This window comes from Streptomyces adelaidensis, assembly GCF_016598475.1.
Classification (GTDB): Bacteria; Actinomycetota; Actinomycetes; order Streptomycetales; family Streptomycetaceae; genus Streptomyces; species Streptomyces adelaidensis.
In genome coordinates, this window is record NZ_JAEMUX010000012.1 from 94,155 (window position 1) to 112,186 (window position 18,032).

General features: G+C 69.4%; 23 protein-coding genes and 1 pseudogene. 4 read left to right on the forward strand and 20 right to left on the reverse strand.

Annotation, left to right across the window (positions count from 1 at the left end; all coding sequences use genetic code 11):
- Positions 1 to 5 precede the first annotated feature (5 nt).
- The 3 genes from I8N67_RS09720 (at position 6) to I8N67_RS09730 (ending at position 2,379) form a co-directional block, all read left to right on the forward strand.
- On the forward strand, positions 6 to 1,133 hold the full coding sequence (locus tag I8N67_RS09720; RefSeq protein ID WP_200302207.1) for an aminotransferase class I/II-fold pyridoxal phosphate-dependent enzyme: 1,128 nt from the start codon (positions 6 to 8) through the stop codon (positions 1,131 to 1,133).
- Positions 1,130 to 2,062: an ornithine cyclodeaminase family protein gene (locus I8N67_RS09725; protein WP_200302208.1), complete on the forward strand. Its 933-nt coding sequence runs from the start codon at positions 1,130 to 1,132 to the stop codon at positions 2,060 to 2,062. Before I8N67_RS09720 ends, I8N67_RS09725 begins: the two co-directional genes overlap by 4 nt.
- 83 nt (positions 2,063 to 2,145) lie before the next feature.
- Positions 2,146 to 2,379 (forward strand): hypothetical protein, encoded by a 234-nt coding sequence (locus I8N67_RS09730; protein ID WP_200302209.1) that lies wholly within the window; start codon positions 2,146 to 2,148, stop codon positions 2,377 to 2,379.
- A gap of 130 nt (positions 2,380 to 2,509) precedes the next feature.
- On the opposite strand, the pseudogene I8N67_RS09735 reads toward I8N67_RS09730, so the two are convergent.
- A pseudogene (locus tag I8N67_RS09735) lies at positions 2,510 to 2,668 on the reverse strand (HAD family hydrolase); the annotation flags it as partial.
- A 213-nt stretch (positions 2,669 to 2,881) separates the two neighbouring features.
- Complete coding sequence (locus I8N67_RS09740) at positions 2,882 to 3,463, reverse strand: TMEM165/GDT1 family protein (protein WP_200302210.1); 582 nt, start codon at positions 3,461 to 3,463, stop codon at positions 2,882 to 2,884.
- A 509-nt stretch (positions 3,464 to 3,972) separates the two neighbouring features.
- Here I8N67_RS09740 and I8N67_RS42455 point away from each other — a divergent pair.
- Complete coding sequence (locus I8N67_RS42455) at positions 3,973 to 4,212, forward strand: helix-turn-helix transcriptional regulator (protein ID WP_200302211.1); 240 nt, start codon at positions 3,973 to 3,975, stop codon at positions 4,210 to 4,212.
- Between the two features lie 94 nt (positions 4,213 to 4,306).
- Here the strand turns inward: I8N67_RS42455 and I8N67_RS09750 are convergent, their stop codons facing one another.
- The 18 genes from I8N67_RS09750 to I8N67_RS09835 form a co-directional block, all read right to left on the reverse strand.
- Positions 4,307 to 4,465 (reverse strand): hypothetical protein, encoded by a 159-nt coding sequence (locus tag I8N67_RS09750; RefSeq protein ID WP_200302212.1) that lies wholly within the window; start codon positions 4,463 to 4,465, stop codon positions 4,307 to 4,309.
- On the reverse strand, positions 4,462 to 4,965 hold the full coding sequence (locus I8N67_RS09755) for a hypothetical protein (protein ID WP_200302213.1): 504 nt from the start codon (positions 4,963 to 4,965) through the stop codon (positions 4,462 to 4,464). The genes I8N67_RS09750 and I8N67_RS09755 overlap by 4 nt, the downstream gene beginning before the upstream one ends.
- A gap of 120 nt (positions 4,966 to 5,085) precedes the next feature.
- Positions 5,086 to 6,339 (reverse strand): helix-turn-helix domain-containing protein, encoded by a 1,254-nt coding sequence (locus I8N67_RS09760; RefSeq protein WP_200302214.1) that lies wholly within the window; start codon positions 6,337 to 6,339, stop codon positions 5,086 to 5,088.
- A gap of 142 nt (positions 6,340 to 6,481) precedes the next feature.
- On the reverse strand, positions 6,482 to 6,820 hold the full coding sequence (locus tag I8N67_RS09765) for a hypothetical protein (RefSeq protein WP_200302215.1): 339 nt from the start codon (positions 6,818 to 6,820) through the stop codon (positions 6,482 to 6,484).
- Positions 6,817 to 7,188 (reverse strand): hypothetical protein, encoded by a 372-nt coding sequence (locus I8N67_RS09770; protein WP_200302216.1) that lies wholly within the window; start codon positions 7,186 to 7,188, stop codon positions 6,817 to 6,819. Before I8N67_RS09770 ends, I8N67_RS09765 begins: the two co-directional genes overlap by 4 nt.
- Positions 7,188 to 8,108, reverse strand: a complete 921-nt coding sequence (locus tag I8N67_RS09775; protein ID WP_200302217.1) for an N-acetylmuramoyl-L-alanine amidase — start codon at positions 8,106 to 8,108, stop codon at positions 7,188 to 7,190. The genes I8N67_RS09770 and I8N67_RS09775 overlap by 1 nt, the downstream gene beginning before the upstream one ends.
- Positions 8,109 to 8,179: 71 nt before the next feature.
- A complete protein-coding gene (locus I8N67_RS09780) occupies positions 8,180 to 8,428 on the reverse strand; it encodes a hypothetical protein (RefSeq protein ID WP_200302218.1) in 249 nt (82 codons plus the stop codon).
- A 67-nt stretch (positions 8,429 to 8,495) separates the two neighbouring features.
- Positions 8,496 to 8,873: a hypothetical protein gene (locus I8N67_RS09785; RefSeq protein WP_200302219.1), complete on the reverse strand. Its 378-nt coding sequence runs from the start codon at positions 8,871 to 8,873 to the stop codon at positions 8,496 to 8,498.
- Positions 8,870 to 10,486 carry a right-handed parallel beta-helix repeat-containing protein gene (locus I8N67_RS09790; RefSeq protein ID WP_200302220.1) on the reverse strand — a complete coding sequence of 539 codons (1,617 nt, stop codon included), beginning with the start codon at positions 10,484 to 10,486 and terminating at the stop codon, positions 8,870 to 8,872. Before I8N67_RS09790 ends, I8N67_RS09785 begins: the two co-directional genes overlap by 4 nt.
- Positions 10,487 to 10,499: 13 nt before the next feature.
- Positions 10,500 to 13,622, reverse strand: a complete 3,123-nt coding sequence (locus I8N67_RS09795) for a hypothetical protein (protein ID WP_200302221.1) — start codon at positions 13,620 to 13,622, stop codon at positions 10,500 to 10,502.
- A gap of 13 nt (positions 13,623 to 13,635) precedes the next feature.
- Positions 13,636 to 15,780 carry a phage tail protein gene (locus I8N67_RS09800; protein ID WP_200302222.1) on the reverse strand — a complete coding sequence of 715 codons (2,145 nt, stop codon included), beginning with the start codon at positions 15,778 to 15,780 and terminating at the stop codon, positions 13,636 to 13,638.
- A gap of 24 nt (positions 15,781 to 15,804) precedes the next feature.
- Complete coding sequence (locus tag I8N67_RS09805) at positions 15,805 to 16,068, reverse strand: phage tail assembly protein T (protein ID WP_200302223.1); 264 nt, start codon at positions 16,066 to 16,068, stop codon at positions 15,805 to 15,807.
- 80 nt (positions 16,069 to 16,148) lie between these two features.
- The gene (locus I8N67_RS09810; protein WP_200302224.1) at positions 16,149 to 16,517 is read right to left on the reverse strand and encodes a hypothetical protein; all 369 of its coding nucleotides are present in this window, start codon (positions 16,515 to 16,517) and stop codon (positions 16,149 to 16,151) included.
- Positions 16,514 to 16,828, reverse strand: coding sequence for a hypothetical protein (locus I8N67_RS09815; protein WP_200302225.1), 315 nt, complete (start codon positions 16,826 to 16,828; stop codon positions 16,514 to 16,516). Before I8N67_RS09815 ends, I8N67_RS09810 begins: the two co-directional genes overlap by 4 nt.
- Complete coding sequence (locus I8N67_RS09820; RefSeq protein WP_200302226.1) at positions 16,828 to 17,247, reverse strand: phage tail tube protein; 420 nt, start codon at positions 17,245 to 17,247, stop codon at positions 16,828 to 16,830. The genes I8N67_RS09815 and I8N67_RS09820 overlap by 1 nt, the downstream gene beginning before the upstream one ends.
- A 13-nt stretch (positions 17,248 to 17,260) precedes the next feature.
- Positions 17,261 to 17,662, reverse strand: a complete 402-nt coding sequence (locus I8N67_RS09825) for a DUF3168 domain-containing protein (RefSeq protein ID WP_200302227.1) — start codon at positions 17,660 to 17,662, stop codon at positions 17,261 to 17,263.
- A complete protein-coding gene (locus I8N67_RS09830) occupies positions 17,659 to 17,883 on the reverse strand; it encodes a hypothetical protein (protein WP_200302228.1) in 225 nt (74 codons plus the stop codon). The genes I8N67_RS09825 and I8N67_RS09830 overlap by 4 nt, the downstream gene beginning before the upstream one ends.
- Before the next feature lie 2 nt (positions 17,884 to 17,885).
- A complete protein-coding gene (locus tag I8N67_RS09835) occupies positions 17,886 to 18,029 on the reverse strand; it encodes a hypothetical protein (RefSeq protein WP_200302229.1) in 144 nt (47 codons plus the stop codon).
- Between the last annotated feature and the right edge of the window lie 3 nt (positions 18,030 to 18,032).

Here is an 18,032-nt window from a genome sequence, read left to right on the forward strand (position 1 = left end):
TATCCATGACCTTCACCCCGTTCGAACTGCTGGAATGGCAGGGGAGACTGGGAGCCACGGCCACGTACAGCCTGGCCGACAGCGGCTGCCGGCCGATCCGGCTGCGCGACCTGGTGGACAACGAGCAGTCCCTGAGCCGACTTCTCAACAGCGAGCTGAGCTACCCGCCGACATGCGGCACGGACCAACTGCGCGCGCAGATAGCGCAGTGGCACGCCGGCAGCACGGAACATGCCTCGGAGGTCATCGTCACCGTCGGGGCGGCAGAGGCCAACACAGTCGCCGTCGAGACCCTCATCCAACCCGGGGACCACGTGGTGACTATGTCACCCGGCTACCGTCAAGTCTGGGGTGCCGCCCTCAACCGGGGCGCCGTCGTCGAGGATTTCCCACTGGACCCGCAGCGTGGCTGGCGACCCGACATCGCCGCGCTGGCAAACGCGGTCCGCCCGGACACCCGAGCCATCTCGGTGACGACCCCCAACAACCCGGCCGGCACCATCCTCACCGAGGAGGAGATACAAGCGATCGTCTCCATCGCGGACCGTGCGGGCGCATGGATCCTCTCCGACGAAGTGCACCGCGGCACCGAACTCCACACCGACGAGGCCAGCCCCACCTTCTGGGGGCGGTACGACCGAGTCGTATGCGTCGGCAGCCTCTCCAAGGCATTCGGCATGCCAGGTCTGCGTCTCGGCTGGCTGATCGCACCACCCACGCTCACACCGCAGCTTCGCCAACGACACGAATACACCACCGTCTCCGCAGCCGGGCCGGCAATGGCCCTCGCGGAACTGGCGCTCACCCCCACCACCCGCACCCGACTGCTGAACCGCTACCGCGGCTTCCTCCGCGAGAGCTGGACCCAGATGCAGCAGTGGATCGACTCCCACGACCAACTGCTGTCGGCCGTGCCGCCCCAGGCCACCTCCCTGGCATTCGTCCGCTACCACCTGGACCTGCCCAGCACCGAAGTCGCCGAGGCACTGCACGCCCGCGGCGGCGTGCTGGTCGGCGCCGGGACCCACTTCGGAACCGAGCACCACCTCCGGTTCACCTACGGGCAGGAACCGGCCCAGCTGGCAGCCGCTCTGGAAAAGGCCTCACATGTTCTGAAAGAACTGAGTGCGTGAACCCCACAGCACTGCCACTGATCGACGCCTGCGAACTGGCGCGCCGCCTGCCCATGCCACGAGCCATTCAGGCAGTGCAACAAGCCCTGCGCGCGGGGCTGGACCCCGAAGCGGACGTCCCCCGCACCGTGCTCGACGTCGACGCGGGCCAGCTGCTGCTGATGCCCTCCACGACATCCTCGTACACCGGAGTGAAGATCGCTGGAGTCGCGCCCCGCAACCCCGCCCGCGGGCAGCCACGCATCATCGCCTCCTACCTCCTGATGGACGCAGCCACGCTCCGCCCGACAGCCCTGATCGACGGCTCCGCCCTGACCCTGCTGCGCACCCCCGCGGTTTCCGCCGTCGCCGTGGACCACCTGGCGGTCCCGGATGCCGAACGGCTCGTCCTCTTCGGAGCCGGACCGCAGGCATGGGGCCACGTGGAAGCAATCCGGGCCGTGCGCCCCGTCTCCTCGGTCGGCGTCGTCGCGCGTCGCCCAGAGCAGGCAGCGAAGCTGGTCGAGCGCTGCCAGAAGGCCGATCTGGACGCAGAGACGGTTCCCTCAGAAGCCGTCGCGACCGCCGACATCGTGGCCTGCTGCACGACATCGCGTACGCCGCTGTTCCAGGCCGCAGCCGTCGCATCCCACACAGTCGTCGTAGCCATCGGATCTCACGAACCGACGGCCCGAGAGGTGGACACCGAATTCGTCGCCCGGGCCACAGTCGTTGTCGAAGCGCGCACCGCGGCGCTGAGTGAGGCAGGCGACATCCTGATTCCTCTGCGCTCCGGCGACATCGGTACGGAGGCGATAGCTGGCAACCTGTCCGAGCTTGTGCGCGGAGCCGTGAACGTCATGCCCCAGAGGCCAAAGCTTTTCAAGAGCGTGGGCATGTCATGGCAGGACCTGGTTGTGGCCGCAGCTGCCGTCGAAGGGCTCTCATAAGCGCACAAATATGGCCGGAATCTGATGCCAGGTGACAGTCCTGGCGCTGTCGCTGAGGCGTGCCAATGACCAGGCTGGGAGCCATGAACAACACATTCGACACCGCCGTCCAGACCGTGATCACTCTGACCGTATTGGCAGTCGCGGTACTCCCCGCGATCATCGGGACCATCCGTGACCGCCGTATCCATGTCCAGTTACGAGACGCGGAGGAGGGACGGGACCGTCGCACCGGCGTCCTGGTCGTGTTCGACCTCGCTTACGGTCCGCATGAGGACAGGGTCTTCCGCGCGCATGCGGGCCGAAGCACCAAGTGATGGGGGACACGCAGTTGAGCTGGGCACCACCCTGTACGGCGTCATCGCCTCGCCACCGCCCTCTGGCAAAGCGGTCGGGAAGGCCCTAGAAGCAGTTACCCAGAGTGACAAACCACGAGTAGCTGATCCTCTTTCGCCCTGTAAAACAGCTCATGAGGGCGGTGCCGTCCAGCCCGTGCCGCTCGGCCCAGCGCCGCCAGACGCGTTCGACGGCGGCGTCGGAGTTGACGAGGGTGCCGTCCATGTCCAGCAGGAGGGCGCGGGCGGTCAGAACGGTGGCGGCCGTCATCGGCAGGCTCCAAGGGGCGGGAACGGGAAACCGGAGGGGCGCCACGAACAGCCGTACCCAGGAGCAGCCGCGCCCAGGGACGGGCGGCCCCGGAGGGAACCGGGCAGCCCCGGAGGGACAAGGTGGCCCCGCCCACCGGTCAGGGAGTGCGGGCGGGAGCCACTTTGTTTCTCTACGATACAAAACAAGGGGGTCGCCCGCCACCCCTCTCCCTCAACCCGTCACGGCCTCCCACAGACTCCACACACCGAGCCCCGTCATCAGCACGGCGGCGACCCGCGTCATGAGGTCCAGCGGCACCCGCTTCATCAGCGCCCTGCCGCCGACGATCCCGAGTCCGGCCACGGCCCACAGGGCGAGGACCGCCCCGAGGCCCACGGACAGCGGATCGTCGTACCGGGCCGCGAGGTTCGCCGTCATGATCTGTGTCAGATCCCCGAACTCGGCGACCAGGATGAGCATGAAGCCCGCCCCCGAGACCTTCCAGAAGCTCTGATTCTCGGGCCGGCGGATCTCCTCGTCATCCTCGCCCTTCTTCAGGAGCAGCACCGCCGCGCCGCCGAGGAACAGCACTCCCGTCAGCGCGTGCACGATCTGCTGCGGCAGCAGCGTGAGCACGCTGCCCGCCGCGACCGCGAGCGCGACGTGCACGGCGAAGGCGGCGGCGACACCGGCGAAGACGTACGAGGCGCGGTAACGGGTGCCGAGCACGAGACCGGCGAGAGCGGTCTTGTCGGGGAGTTCGGCGAGGAAGACGACGCCGAAGACGAGCGCCGTGACACTGAAGCTGATCAAGGTTCCTCAATCGGTCGGGCCACCCCGCCGAGAGAAACCATCCGCTGACGCGACACCTCGGCACGGCAGCACACGGTCGCCCGCACCGAAACGGTACGGGACGGAAGACTGACCGCGCCGAACGGCACGGACGGTGCACTGCTTGCCGAAGGTCTCGCTGGCGGGCCCCGAATCACGGGACCTGCCTCCGGGCGCCGGCTCAGACGAGCTGAGCAGTATGTCGACGGTCCGGCGAGAATCTTACTAAGACACACATATGTGGGCCCTCGGCCTGCATCCAGCATGCATGCCCGATGCGAGAGGTCGTTCGCCTACCCCCGCCCCACAAAGGACAGCGCCCCCGGTCCGGAGACCGAGGGCGCCGCGGCCCATCCCTACCGCCTGGCAGCAGGACAGGGAGGGCCGTTCGAGGAGGGGGATAGCTCCGTCCCTACCCCCGCTCTTCAAGATCACACAATGCCGAATATATTCCGCCGACAGAAGATCGTGGCCGGTCAAGCGTTTACGGAGTGCGCGATCTACCACCTGACGATGACAACTGGTTCGCCGAGCGGCAATGGGCTGTCGGGAGGCGAGTGCAGGCCGAGCGGATACGCCAGAACCTGACCCAGGAGAACCTGTATCTCGCGGCCCGGGTGGACCGTCGGACCCTCCAGGCCCTTGAGGCCGGGAGCGGCAACCCAACATTCGCCACACTGCACCGCATCGCATACGTCCTCGACGTACCCCTGTCTGATCTCGTGCAGTGACCCGCCGCCGACGGGGGCGTGCGGCGGGTCACCGGCCGCCCCATCGGCACGGGGCGGCATCCTGCGGCCGGGGTGCTGACCGACGGCAGGAGACTCAGCGGCGTATGGAAATGGGGGCGGTCTGGGTCGGAGGCTGGGGGCACAGCCACGCGTGGTAGTACACGGTGGGCGCGGCCGTTGAGGCAGAGTCGGGGACGAACGACTCGTAGCGCTCGCGCTTCTTGATCGCCTCCTGGCAACGTCCGCAGATCATGATGCCGCCCCTACTGTGTCGTCGACTGCCAATACGGCACGGCCTTGCTCGACCAATCGTCGTACGGCCTCGGGGCGGCAGTAGTCGCCCTCGTATTGGGGAGGGACCAGCCAATAGGTTCCGGGGGGCGCGACGCGTTCTATGCGCGGGACGCCGAGGTACGCGTCCGCTCCGAGGCACTGGGCGTCGTTGTCGTTGTTGTCCCAGACGAGGCCAGCGTGCCAGTGGACGAGCGCGTAGTACGCGCGCCCGACCGAGAAGCTGTCGTGGATGACGGCCCCGTCGAGGCGGAAAGCGAGTTCCTCGGCGAGGGCCTTCGGCTCGTGAGTGCCGACTGCCGCGTGGACGAGCTGGCTGCTGAGGCGTACGGCGCTGAAACGCGTGGCCATAGGAAGGAGCGCGACGCCGCGGTCCGACCATTCGGCGCGGGCGCGGTCGGGGTGCGGGTGGGCGCGGGCGAGCCAGTCGGTGATGAGTCTGTTGAGAAGTGCCCGATTCATCACTGCCACGCTCCACGGTTCGGTGATCGTCAGATCACCGACCGTAAGCGCGGCGGGCGGGCGCAGGGGGTAGGAGTCCTACCCCCTTGTTGAGGGGTAGGGTTCCTACCCCTCAGATGATCATGCTGGCACGCCGAGTTGCCGCGCGAGATCTAGCGCGTCCTGACGCACCATGCGCGGGCCAGACTTGGCCAGTTCCGGCAGTACCGAACGGGTGTGCAGGTTGAAGCGGATCGTCTCCAGTGACTCCACCTTCGCCTTGCCCAGCAGCGACACGGCCGCGACGCTCTCGCCGAGCATGTTGTGCGCCCGTGCTGTCTCGATCAGGTGGTACGCGCGCCTCGTAGCGGACGGGATCCGACCCAGGTCGAGAGACTCAGCCACCTGCAACGCCTTCGCGGGCTGCATCAAGTCGGTGTGGATGGTAATGGCGTAGCCGTCGACGATGCCTCGCCCAAAGATCAGCCAGGGGTGGGCGTAGCTGTCGCCGAGCTGGCGGGCCTCAGCGTCAGCCTTGTCCCAGTACCGCCACGCGTCCCCGGCTTGGCCCGTTTTCGCGTACGACAGGGCGACGGCGAGGTACAGAACCCCACGGCGGGCGATGTGCTCCGGGTCCTCCTGATCATTGAGGAGTGCGGCGGCCTGCTCGGCAAGTTCGACGCGCGCCTCGGCCGCCTCCCCCGCGTCCCTATGGACGTGGTTCATGTACCAGGCGGCACCGGCGATCGCGCGTGGGCTGTCGGCGTCCTGGGCCACAGTCATGGCGCGGTCACCCGTGAGGACCACTAGGTCGGGCGCGGGTTGGAAGGAGAGGAAGAGCTGGGCCAGGTGGTAGGACTCGGCGAGGGCGACGAGGGCGCGCCTGCGGTCTGTGCCATCGAGGGCGCGGGAAGCGTGCTGTGTGTCGGCGAGCAGTGCCGGCAGCAAGTTGGCGATGCGGGACCGGTGGCCCTCGACGTCGCGGCGTACGGGGTGTTCGGTATCGCCTGCGTGCCACATCTTCCATGCCGCGCGGACACGGGCGGCAAGGACGTCGGCTGGCTCGGGTTCGCGGTCAGCGGGCGTGAGCCGGTAGGTGGTGAGGGCGCGCTTGACGATGGGGAGGTCGCCGTGAACGGCCTTTGTGTAGGTGGTAGCGGCGATGCGGTCGTCTCCGGTGAGCTCGGCGATGTCCTCGACGCCCAGGACTTGGGCCAGTCGGAGAAGTTTGGGCAGGCGAGGCATGCCGATCGTGCCTTTCTCAACTGCTTTGACCCATTCCGTGGATTGGTCCATGAGGCCTGCCACGACGGGGCGGCTCTTACCCCCACGTTCGCGGGCTCGCTGGACGCGCTGGCCGAAGGTGAGTACGTGGCTGCCTGATGGCTCGGGCATACTTGTGCTCCGTTCTGTGGTGGTACTCAGAACGGTACGCCTCACGGCCCCCGCCCTGCGGGGGCCGTTGTGGTGTTGACGGCCGCCTGGACATGACGAAAGGCCCCCTGTACGACCCGTCAGGGCCGTGCAGGGGCACTCGTCAGTTGTCGGTGTCGGCTGTGAGGGTCCGTGTGCGGGCGTCGACGCGGTCGACCGCGTCCCTCAGCGACCGCCCACTGTTGGGCTGCAGCTCATGCTCGACGGAGGTGAGACGGACCTCGATCTGACGCAGGCGCGCCATCACCCCCAACCGTCCGGGCACACCCGGCCGCTCAGGCACACCGTGCCAGTCGTCGACGAGGTCGTCCATCCGGTCGACGATCCGACGCACCCCCCGGAACGTGCGCCACGCGAGCGCGGCCAGGCCCGCGACCGCCACGGCGGCCACGCTCCAGATGACGATGACATCGACCGCCGGCACTCCGGTGCCCTGACTCATCTCGGGCCCCGGTCGCGAGCGGCGCTGTCGAGCCGGCGGACGAAGTCGCTGATGTCCTGCCGCATGGCCGCCTTGTCGAGCTGCAGCCGCACCGGAGCGGTCACCGGCTGGACGTACTGCGGCGGCCGCGCCCAGCCGAGCAGCACCCCGGCGAGCAGCTGCAGCGGCTGCCAGGCCATCCGCTCGGCGAGTTCCTCGACGGCACGGAAGAGCGCGTAATACCCAGCGGTGAGCGCGGCGGTGACGTACGCCGCGGTGGTGGCGTCGTCGAGGTCGAGGCCGATGCGCGCGGCCGCGCCGAGTACGAGGCCGGCCACGATCGGCACGAGCGTCCGCATGAAGCTCACGAACAGGTTCTGCATCTGCATCAGTCCTCCACCTTGAATCCGGCCTGCAGTCCGAGGCGGCGCAGGCTGTCACGTCCGGGTATGCCGTCGGCGTCGGCGCCGGTGTAGCCGCCGCCCGCCTCGGAGCGCTGCCATGCCGCGTACGCCGGCGTCGTTTTGGTGCCCCAGTGGCCGTCGGAGTAGCGGGCGGCGAGGAGGCCGCGGTCGACGAGCGCGGCCTCGACGGTGATCACGCCCTTGTACGAGACCGGAGTGCTGGCCTTCTGGGGGTCGCTGCGCGCGGCCGCGCGGAGCTTGCCGAGGCTCACGGTCGGGGTGCTCGGCGCCGGCGGCGAGGGGACCGGCACGGACGAGCCGAGACGGGACGCGACCCGCTTCTGCATCGCAGGCCAGTTGATCCCCTTCGGGTCGACCTTGCCCGGCTGCCAGTCGAGGTGGCGGAACGCCGACGCCGCGCCCCAGCCGTGATGCCGGACGACCGCCGCGGCGACGCGTTCGATCGCGAGCAGCTGGGCGGCCGGCCACGGGTCCTCGCCGTCGCCGAGGTTCTCGCACTCGAAGCCGTAGAAGTGGCGGTTGCCGTCGGTGTTGGCCTCGTCATCAGCCGGCAGCGCGCGCTCGGCGATGACCGCCCGCAGGACGTCGTCGTCGCCCAGGCCCGCATGGTTGGCGCGGCCGTAGCCGACCAGGTACACACGGCCGTCCTTGGTGATGACGCCGTGGCACAGCGGCCCGGGCAAACCGGCGTAGCCGTCGCGGCACATCGCGACCGTACGCGCGCTGCCGGAGGTGACCGTGTGGTGGAACATCACCCCGTGCACGGGGCCCCACGGCCCCATGTGGTTGCGGTTGTGGTCCTCCCAGTCACCGACCTCGACGACGGTGACACCCTCGGCGCGCAGCAGCGCGGCGAACGTGGCAGCGGTGGGTGGTGTGGCCATGAGCTTCCCCCTTTCCGGGGCATGAGGAACGCCCCGGCCAGACGGCTCGGGGCGCGTGGGTTGGGTGGCGGTCAGTCCTCGGGCGGGCTGACCCGCATAGGCCGCATCACGATCGTCACGTTCCGGCTGGTCGCCTCGTGGTGGCCGGCCAGGTCGAGGAGGACGCCGTTCGGTGCGCCCTCTGCGGTGGGCCAGGCGTCCAGTTCGGCGAGTACGAACGCGCGGACCGTCTCGAACTGCGGGTCTGCGCCCCTGTCGGCGGCGGTGACCTGCTCGACGACGTCGGCGAGCAGGCCCTCCGCGTGGAGACTGAAGCTCATGGGCCCTCCCGGGCGGGAAGAAGCCCCGGGGCCAAGGGGTGGCTCCGGGGCCGGGCGGGGTGAAGGGTCAGGCGGGCAAGAGCTCGTAGGCGGTCTCGCCCGACGTGATCATGGGCTCGTCGACGACCGTGACGGTCCGCTTCACGATGCGTGCCTCGTACAGGACCGAGGAGTCGGGGTCCTCGGCGGAGACGATGACGGTGGCGGGGTCGGTCCAGAACTGGTCGTTGGCGTCCTTCTGCCAGGACATCGGCCGCCAGGAGGCGAGCCAGCCTCCGGCGTTGGTGAGGGCGGCCCGTTGCCCGGCCTCGGCGGCCGTCGCGCCGGCGACGCCGGAAGCGAGGACGCGGCCGGTCGCCTGGTCCCGTTTCACGAGGACGTACGAGGTGGTGACGGTGGTGGACAAGGGGGCCCTTTCGTCGGGGTGGTCGTCTGTTTCGGTCACGCGGTGACGTCGGTGGCCGACGTGTTGGGGGTGGTGGAGCTGTCCAGCATGGCTCCGGTCGTGAATGTTGCTCCTCGCCAGTCGTTGCCGTAGCGGTGGATCAGTGACGCGCCGCTGAAGATCCGCAGGCCGTAGGCGGCTTCGTTGCCGCTGCCGTTGGGCCTGGTCTTGTTCCCCGACAGTGAGACGGATGCGGCGTTGTCGACTCTGATCCCGTAGTAGGTGCCGTTGGAGGAGCGGCTCGGGGACTTGACGTAGTTGTCGCGGATGTGGAGGTCGTTGCCGCCGTCGATGTAGATGCCGCCGCTGCCTGTGTCGCGGGTCTGGTTGCCGACCGCGCTGGAGTGCGTGGTGTCGACGAGGGTGATTCCGTACCCGCCCGGAGTCCAGATCTTGTTCCCGGTGATGACGAGGTTGTTGCAGTCCTCCGTCGAGATGCCGGTCCCGGCCACGTTGGCGATCACGTTGGTGCCGACTGTGGCGCGGGACACCTCTTGGAGGCGGATGCCGTTCTGGCTGGATGTCGTGCCGTCGATCGTGTTGCCGGTGACCGTCAGGTTGAGGACGGTGCCGGTTGTCTCGCCGAGCGCGATGATCGGCTCGTCGTAGGCCAGTCCGCCCCGGAAGGAGTTGCCGGTGACGGTGACGTTGCGCAGGTTCTGCGACGCTGACGTCTGGGTGCCGTCGGGCAGCTTGGTGTCCTCGGTGTCCGAGACGATCACGGTGCGGACGCGGACGCCGGAGCCGCAGTCGACGAATGTGTTCCCGGTGACCGTCACGTCCTCCCAGTTGTAGGCCGAGACGGCGTACTGAAGGACTCCCTCGAAGCTGTTGTCGCTGATGCGGATCCGCCGGTGCCACTTCGTGATCGTCGCGGAGTGGCTGCCGATGCCGCGCGGCCACGCGGTCGTGCCCGCTGTGCCGCTCGCGCCGAAGTGGCAGCCCGTGACGCGGACGTCCTCGCTCGGGGTGTGGTCATAGGGTCCGAACCCCCCGTACACGCCGCTCGATTTGGCGAGGTCGATCTGGACGGCCTCGCTGAAATCCCTCGACCCGGGGTCGACGTAGCCCCTGAACCGGCAGTTCTCGATGACCCCGTGGAGGGTGGAGTTGAGTTCGACGGCGTGGAATCCCGGCAGGTCGCGGACCTCCAGATCCCTGATCACGATGTCGGTGGCGTGCCCGATCGAGATGCACATCGCGCTCGCGGTGAGGCCGCTGGTGGTCCCCCTCATGTTCCACAGGCCGCCCTCGATGACGATCTGCGAGTGGCCGGTGTATCCGCCGAGGTCCTGGCCCGCGTCCCCGTTGATGATCATCGTCGCGGCGACGTCCCGGCGGAACTCCGCGCCAGCCATGAGCGTGAGCCTGGTGTTGGTGTAGATCCGCAGGGTCGCGCCGATCAGGTACACGCCGGGCGGGACCAGGACCTGGGCGCCGCCGACGTCCCGCGCGGCGTTGAGGGCGAGCTGGATGCCGGGTGAGGCGTCCACGGTGCCGCTGCTGTCCGCGCCGTAGTTGGTGACCTGGAACGCGGAGCGCTGGTTCATGGACTCCAGGCGGCCGGCCGTGATGTCCATCCCGGCGAACCATTCCTCGACAGGTGTCGCCAAGGGGTCCTCCTTCCTACAGGGACGCGATCGCCGGGTACGCCAGCGTCACCGGTGTCCCGGCGAGGTGGGGTTTGGTGACGCCGTTGTACGAGCGGGCGCCGATCGTGAAGGTCTGCGGACTGCTCGTGCCGCTGATCGCGGTGACGAGCATGTGTTCGCCGCCGACGTCGATCAGGATCGGCATCTCGTTCGCGTCGGTGGTCCAGCGGGGCCCGGCGGTGACGGCGACGCTGAGGGTGCCGTCGTCGGCGTCGACGCCGGCGTCGAGTTCGCTGCCGTCGGTGTTGGCCTTGGCGGGGGCGTGGCTGCCCACTGTCAGCCGCAGGTCGTCGATGTAGACGGCGTCCTCCCCGGCCGTGGCCGAGTTGTCCTTGATGTAGCGGAAGACGACCGCGCTCTTGCCGGTGACGTCGGTCGTGAATTGGGTCCATCCGGTGGTGCCTTGGGCGCGGAGGACCTGGACGCCGTCGACGAGGACGAGGAGCCGGTCCCCCTCGAACCCGGTCCCGGACGCTTCGCTGGACGTGCGGTACCAGAACGACAGCGAGGCGGCCGCGGCCGGCAAGGTGAGGGCCACGTCCGAGGTCTGGTTGTTGCTGATCGCGCCGGAGCGCAGCGAGTACGTGCCCGTGTGGGCCTGCGCGCTCGTGCGTGTCCACGGGAGGGTGCCGCCGTCGGTGAGGGTGACGTCGTAGATGGCGTCGTCGAATCCTTCGTGGACGGTGTTGGTGGTGGCCAGGCGCCAGGGGCCGCCGGGCGAGCAGTTGAACGTGACCGTCCAGCGGTGCAGGTCGAGTTCCTCGTGCCAGCCCTGCACGATCAGGTCCAGGTGCCCGTACTCGACGTAGGAGGGCAGGTTGGTGATGCGAATCAGGTCGCCCTCACGCAGCGCCAGGACGGCCGGGATCAGGGCCTGGGCGCCGGGCTTGTGGAGCATGACGGTGACCGCCGGGTAGCGGGCGCCGTCGTAGGTCAGCTGGTGCAGCAGCCAGTGGGCGATCGGCTCGGTCTGGGTATCGGCGTCCAGCGACAGTTCGGGCGCGGTGTCGTACACGCCGATCCGGTCGACCGCGTACTTGCCCTCGGTCTGGACGGCGCGGCCCTCCGAGCCGCCGGTGCGCTTGACGGTGATGTCGTTGCGGACGAAGTCGGCTTCCTCGGCGGGCTCCATGTCCTCGTCGGCCAGGCCGGGCTGGTCGGCGTCCAGGACGAGGGCGGGTTCCTGGGTGTAGAGGCTGGAGCGTTCGCGGTAGACGAGGCCGAGCCGGTCCCGGTCTTCGAGGAGCATGCCGCCGTCGGCCTCGGCCGCCTTGTGCAGCAGCTCCAGCAGTTCCTCGGGGCGCTGGGCGCCCAGCCGTTCCGGGGTGAGCCGGCCGGGGATGCGGGCCATCGGCAGGCCCTGTTCCGAGGCCAGGCGGCTGAGGCGCTGCCAGGCGGTCTCACCGGCGTAGCCGTTGTCGGAGCCGTCGTAGATGGTGTTCGCCGCGTCGGGCATCACCGACAGGTGCCCGATCGACCAGCCCTCGGTGTCGGCTGACCAGTTCGCGGTCACGGCGGTGACGTGGCCGGGCTCCCCGGTGATCTCCTTGGGAAGCTGGATGATGGGGCCGTCGACGTTGGCGACGCCGATCACCCACTCCATCTGGCCGCCGCCCAGGTCCTGGGCGTACAGGCGCAGCCGGTACCAGCCGTGCAGGTGTCCTTCCAGGGCGACGGCTGTGAAGATGACGTCGGTGCCGGAGGCGTCGTAGCCCCAGACGCGGCATCCGCTCTGCCGCATGCCGATGACCCAGCGGCGCACGGTGCCCGTGGTGGAGACGCTGAGCACTTCGGCGTGGGTTTCGCTGGCGGTGGGCGCCTTGTCGTCGGCGTTGTACACGCACTCGACCTGCCATTGCCCGTCCGTGGCGTCCGGGACGATCGCCGACAGCGTGGCCGCCGCGGTGAGCTTGGGCAGGGGGCTGGAGCTTGGGAGGGTGTCGACGGCGGCCCACTCCACTCCCGTGAGGGCGGCCGGGGTGACGCCGGGGACCGGGCTGTAGGCGCGGGAGGCGAGGCTGTCTTCCTCCATCGGCCAGTACGCGATGGGGTTTCCTGAGGGGATGCGGCGGCGCAGGGTGGAGGCCAGGGCCTTGGTGCCCTGGTCGTAGCGGCGCAGGACGCCGGCGGCCTCCACCGAGCACCACACGTCGGAGCCGCCCGGCACCCACTTCTTCGGCCAGGTGGAGATCTCACCCACGAACCGGTACGCCCGGTCCGAGATGCGGGCGGTGCCGCTGTAGGACCAGGTGCGGCCGGCGGAGTCGGCGAACGCTGCCGTGCCGAGGGGCTGGCCCTCGAAGTCGGGGGCCGCGACGAGGGTGCCGCCGATGCCGTCGCGGACTTCGGCGGCGTACACCTTGCCCTCGACCACGGTCCGCACCGGTGTGACGCCGCTCTGGCTGGGGGCGATGAGCAGCGGTGCGGTGCTGACGAAGATGCCGGTGGTGAGCGGGCTCTGAAGGGTGACGCTGCCGAGCGTGGTCCACGGCCCGGCGAGGCTCTGGGCCCAGTACACGGTGACGGTCTCGCCGTCGGCGAGGGTGGCGCGCAGGGCTGCCCGGGCGGGCAGAGGGGGCAGTGTCCATCCGGCGTTGGGGCCGCTGGTGCCGTCGCGGGTCAGGTGGAGCAGGAGAGCGCCGTCTTGGAGGCGCAGGTGGTAGGAACGCTGCCCGGCGTCGCCCCATTTGCCGATGAGCATGCGACTGCCGGGCCCGTACCAGTTGGCTTCGCCCTCCCATCGCAGGTCGAGGTCGCCGGTGATGTCGAGGTCGGCGTGGTCGGGGGTGGAGGCGTAGGAGTCGGCGGCGCCGGACAGTTCGAGGTAGGTGGTGGTGCCGGGCACGGACACCCGCACGCCCGTGTTCGGCCCGAGCAGTCCCCACAGCTCCGATTCGGGGTTGCGGGTGGAGTACTTGCCGCCTCTGTTGTTCAGGGTCAGGGTCAGCTTGCCGGGGTCGGTGCGGGCGCCCATGTCGCGGCGGCCGACGTCGGTCTCCTTGACGTCGCGGACGTAGACGTCGCCGCTGATGTCGGTCCATACCCCGTCCAGTTTCAGCTCGGTACGGATGTCCAGGGCGGTGTTGGGGAACGCCACGGCGGGGACCTCCTTATGCCTGGCCGGGCTGGCCGAAGGCCTTCTGCACGCTGCCGCCGCCGTCCTTGACGACGATGGCGCGGATGATTTTCTTGACGGCCTCGGGCCCGGCGACCTCGACGAGGATCCGCGTGGCCTGCGCGGCCGCGCCGCCGCCGGCGCCGATACGGTTCGCGGTGCGCAGGCCGGGGATGGTGGCCATGCCGTCCAGCGCGGACTGCACGCCTGGAACGCCGTCGGTGATGCCCTGCCCGAAGGCGTCGGCGAGCGCCATACCGGAGTACAGGGTGTAGCCCTTGCCTGCGAAGGGCCCCGTTTTGGCGGGGCTGAAGGGGAAGTAGTCCCGGGCGGCCGAGACGATCGAGCCGGCCGCGCTCTTCACCGAGCCGAGCATGTTCTTGATGCCGTTGATGAAGCCTTGGATGAGCGCCCGGCCGGCGCCGGACAGGACGTTTCCGAGGTTGCCCAGCCCGGATTTCACCCGGCCCGGGATGCCCTTCACCCAGTTGATCAGCTCGGTCGCCTTGCGGACCGTCGCCGACTTCATGGCCGACCAGTGCTTGATCAGCAGGCCGAGGGCGGTCCAGTTGAGGAACGCGTTGTAGATCCAGCCGGGGATCTGCTTCACCCACGCCACGATCGCGTTCCATACGGCGACCGTCTTCGCCTTGATGGTGTCCCAGTGCTTGATGACGAGCCCGATGATCGTCCAGGACAGGAACAGGTCCCAGATCTTCTGTGCGGCGCCCTTGATCCACGTCCAGATCGCGTTCCAGGCCGCGATGGTGAAGGCTTTGATCTCGTCCCAGTAGGCGATGATCAGCGCGACCAGGGCGATCACGGCGAGGATGATCCAGCCGACCGGGCCCATCGCGATCAGCCACTGCGCGGCCATCGTCGCCGCCCAGATGATCGCCCGGGCGGCCATCAGCACGAACTGCCGCACGGCGATCGCCGCGGTACGGATCATCTGCGCGGCGAACGTCGCCATCGACCGCAGCGCGGCCCCCGCCCACGCGGCCGCCGTGCGGGCCCCCGAGACGACGGCGGCCGCCGCGATCCGCACGTAGGCGGCGACGCCGACGGCCATCATCCGCGTCCACCCGGCAATCGCCCGGTAGGAGCTGGAGGCCATCACCGCGTTCGCGACGGCGACGACCTTCGCTCCGGCCGCCCACAGCTTCATCCCGATGGCGACCGCGACGATCCCGGTGGCCATCGCGGACAGCACGTCCGGCGGCAGGGCGTTGATGATCCGCGCGAGGACCAGGGCGACCTGGGTGGTCACCCCGACCAGCGGGCCGAGCGCCACGATCAGGTTCAGGGCCGCGGTCGCGACCTGGGACAGCGTGGTGGCGCCCTCGCGCGCGAGCGCGATGAAGTCGGCGAACCCCTTGCTGTCGCTCAGGCCTTGGCCCCAGCGGGCGAACGCGGCGGTGCCCTCCTCGAACCCGCCGGACATGGTCGTCGACAGCGGCAGGAACGCCTTGATGATCCCGCCGATGCCGGACGCGATGTTCTTCAGGCCGAACAGGAACGACTTGAGGTTCCGCCCGGCGACCTGCGCCATGGAGTCGGCGAAGGCCTGCAGGCCCTTGCCCGAGGTGGCGCGGTCGATCTCGTCGACGAACTCGCCGAAGGCCTGCGCGCCGGCCTTCGCGAACGGGGTGAGCGCGGGCAGCAGACGGCGCAGCAGCTGCAGGCCCTTGGTGAAGGCCGGCATCGTCGTCGCCGACAGCGAGTCCGACCAGGCGCTGTAGTCCTTCTTGAGGCCGATGAACTCCTTCGCCGTCGCCCGCGTTGCCGGGGGCAGTTGAGCGAGGGCGTCGTTGTAGGCCTTCTGCTTCTCGGCGGCGTCCGCGGCGCCTTCGGCGGCGGCTTTCTCGGCCTCCTCGGCGAGGGTGGCGACGTCGGCGATCGCCTGCATCTGCGGGCCGACGGCGAGCTGCAGCGCCTTCGCCGCCACCCCGGCGGAGACGAACGCGGCCGCCATCGCGCCCACGCCGGCCGCGACCGCGGCCGCCACCGGAAGGCCGATCCCCAGGCCCCCGACGGCCTTGCCGATCCCGGTCAGGATGCCCTTGGCCTTGTCGGCACCGGCACTCAGCTGGTCGGTGTCGATGCCGAGACGGACCATCATCGAGGCGAGCGTGGCCACCGGCCATCACCCCCTCGGCGCTATTCAGTTGTTGACGATCACCCGCCCCTGCAGGGCAGTGTTCGCGGCCAGGGCCGCCTTGAAGAGTTCCTCGGGCGTCTTACGCACCCGGGTGCGGTCCCAACGCGGCATGAAGTCGGCCAGCGACGGCGCGCGCTGGCCCTTGCCCCGGTTCACCGCGACGATTGCGGCCGCGACCATGGCGGCGTTGACGTCCCCGCGGACTCCGCCGAGGGGACCGGAGAGCTGCTCATAGGCCCGCCACTCGGAGATCTCGGCCGAGCCCATATCGGCGAGCAGGTGGCGCACGGAACGGGCGCCGAGGTGCGCGGCCAGACGGAAATAGAACTGCCGTTCTGGTCGCGCCCTCAGTTTCCCACGAGCTCCTTGACGTCTTCCTCGTTCATCGCCGACAGGCGCATCGCGACGTCACACACCCGCTGCAGCGCGGATGCCGACTTCTCCCCCAGCCGCTTCGTCTCGGCCGCCGACCGGAACAGCACCTTGCCCTTGTCGTCGACGATCGCCGCGGCGGCGAGCCGGGACCGGAAGCCCTCCAGGCCCTCGGTGCGCAGGCTCGCGCCGTCCTTGCCCACGAACTGCGCCTCGAACTTGTCCCGCTCGGTGCCCGGAAGCTCCCGCACACGCACGGTGCCGCCCCACTCCGGTACCTCGACGTCCTCGTATCCGAGGTCGTCGGCGTCGAGGATCTGCTCTGCGGACAGGTAGGTCGTCATCCGTCGTTCTCCTTCTCGGTCCGCCATTGCGGCGGGGGTTCGACGACGAGGGGAACGGTGCGTTCCTCCTGGGCGGCTTCGCCCGTGGCCTCGTCGAGGTACTTGCACCCGTCCGCGTTGCGCAGGTGGGCGGTGAAGCGGATCGCCCGGTCGCCGCCGAGCGTGAGCGGCTCGATGGTGATGTCCTCATGCACGGGGACGTCGCCCGGGTCGATGCCGTTGGCGCGCAGCCAGTCCCTGAGTTCCGGGAGCCGTTCGCTGCAGGCGACGACCGGCCACGTATCGGCGTCGTAGACGGTCTCGTCGGCCATCAGGCGCCGGTGGTGATGGTCGGCTTGCCCGACACCTTGAGGGTCAGGGACGCGGCGAGCTTGTCGTCGTGCGGCGCCTCGGGCTCGAAGTTGGTGAGGATGGCGGCGAACGCCCAGTTGCCGAGCGTGCCCGGCCAGACGATCTTGTAGTTGCGGGGCGCCGAGTCGGCGAAGTCGGCGATCAGCCCGTCGTGTTCGCGCGGGTCGTAGTTGATGTCCAGCTCGACCTCCCCGCCGTCCTTCAGGCCGCCGGTGAACTCCCGCCAGGCGTCCGGGGAGTCGTGGGCGGTGACGTCGTAGGTCTCCCGCTCGATGCCGGGCGGGGTGATGTCGGTGACGTTCGCGAGCGGGGAGAACGTCTCGGGGGTGGCTCCGTCGCCGCGCTGCAGCTGGGTGCCGAAAGCGTCCAGACCAGCCATGGCCTGTACCTCCTTACGCTTTGGTCAGCCACACGCGATAGCTGACGTTGATGTGCCGGATGTCGGGGTCGGGGTCGCGCAGCTCGGTGTGCTGCTGATGCGCGACGGAGATGTCACGGAAGCCGGTGACGGTGAGCGGCTGCCGGTCCAGGGCCGCATCGAGGGCGGCGAGGACGTCGGCGGCCTCCTTGAACCCCTCGTAGCGCGACCAGATGTGGAGCTCCACCTGTGCTTCCAGGCCGCGCTGGTTGTGGGCGTCGTCCACGGTCTCCGTGATCGAGCCGACCGTGACGTAGGGGTGCGCCTGGTCCTCGGGGACCTCGTCGAACACGCCCGTCACGAGCGCCATCAGCGGGGCGTGGGCGCGCGCCTTCTGCACGACCGCGACCTGCAGCGGCCACAGCGCGGTCGTCACCCTGCGCCTGCTTCGGGCGGCCCGTCGCAGTCACAGGGGGCAGGGTTCTCGATCGAGTCGGCCGCCTTGCGCAGCATCGCGGCCAGTTGCGGCCGCCACAGCCTGGCTTCCGCCGCGGCGTCGTCCTGGGGGTCGTAGACGACGGTGCCGATCTGCCGCTCGGGGCTGCTGTCGCCCGTCCTCATGTAGATCGGGATGCGGATCTTGCCGAGCACAGCCATGCTCACCCCCTCCGCTGTTTGGCGTTGGCGAGCTTCTTCTCCAGCCGGGCGATCTCCTTCAGCGCCTCGGCCCGCTTCTTCTCCGCGTCAGACAGGCGCTGGCGTTCGCGGGCCAGTTGCCGCAGCCAGGAGTCGGTCAGGCTCATGCG

What these genes read in the sequence shown, in the direction of transcription:
- I8N67_RS09720 (WP_200302207.1), top strand. Translation starts at nt 6, where the DNA reads ATGACCTTCACCCCGTTCGAACTGCTGGAATGGCAGGGGAGACTGGGA.
- I8N67_RS09730 (WP_200302209.1), top strand. Translation starts at nt 2,146, where the DNA reads ATGAACAACACATTCGACACCGCCGTCCAGACCGTGATCACTCTGACC.
- I8N67_RS09750 (WP_200302212.1), bottom strand. Translation starts at nt 4,465, where the DNA reads ATGATCTGCGGACGTTGCCAGGAGGCGATCAAGAAGCGCGAGCGCTAC.
- I8N67_RS09755 (WP_200302213.1), bottom strand. Translation starts at nt 4,965, where the DNA reads ATGAATCGGGCACTTCTCAACAGACTCATCACCGACTGGCTCGCCCGC.
- I8N67_RS09760 (WP_200302214.1), bottom strand. Translation starts at nt 6,339, where the DNA reads ATGCCCGAGCCATCAGGCAGCCACGTACTCACCTTCGGCCAGCGCGTC.
- I8N67_RS09765 (WP_200302215.1), bottom strand. Translation starts at nt 6,820, where the DNA reads ATGAGTCAGGGCACCGGAGTGCCGGCGGTCGATGTCATCGTCATCTGG.
- I8N67_RS09770 (WP_200302216.1), bottom strand. Translation starts at nt 7,188, where the DNA reads ATGCAGATGCAGAACCTGTTCGTGAGCTTCATGCGGACGCTCGTGCCG.
- I8N67_RS09775 (WP_200302217.1), bottom strand. Translation starts at nt 8,108, where the DNA reads ATGGCCACACCACCCACCGCTGCCACGTTCGCCGCGCTGCTGCGCGCC.
- I8N67_RS09780 (WP_200302218.1), bottom strand. Translation starts at nt 8,428, where the DNA reads ATGAGCTTCAGTCTCCACGCGGAGGGCCTGCTCGCCGACGTCGTCGAG.
- I8N67_RS09805 (WP_200302223.1), bottom strand. Translation starts at nt 16,068, where the DNA reads ATGGGCTCGGCCGAGATCTCCGAGTGGCGGGCCTATGAGCAGCTCTCC.
- I8N67_RS09810 (WP_200302224.1), bottom strand. Translation starts at nt 16,517, where the DNA reads ATGACGACCTACCTGTCCGCAGAGCAGATCCTCGACGCCGACGACCTC.
- I8N67_RS09815 (WP_200302225.1), bottom strand. Translation starts at nt 16,828, where the DNA reads ATGGCCGACGAGACCGTCTACGACGCCGATACGTGGCCGGTCGTCGCC.
- I8N67_RS09820 (WP_200302226.1), bottom strand. Translation starts at nt 17,247, where the DNA reads ATGGCTGGTCTGGACGCTTTCGGCACCCAGCTGCAGCGCGGCGACGGA.
- I8N67_RS09830 (WP_200302228.1), bottom strand. Translation starts at nt 17,883, where the DNA reads ATGGCTGTGCTCGGCAAGATCCGCATCCCGATCTACATGAGGACGGGC.
- I8N67_RS09835 (WP_200302229.1), bottom strand. Translation starts at nt 18,029, where the DNA reads ATGAGCCTGACCGACTCCTGGCTGCGGCAACTGGCCCGCGAACGCCAG.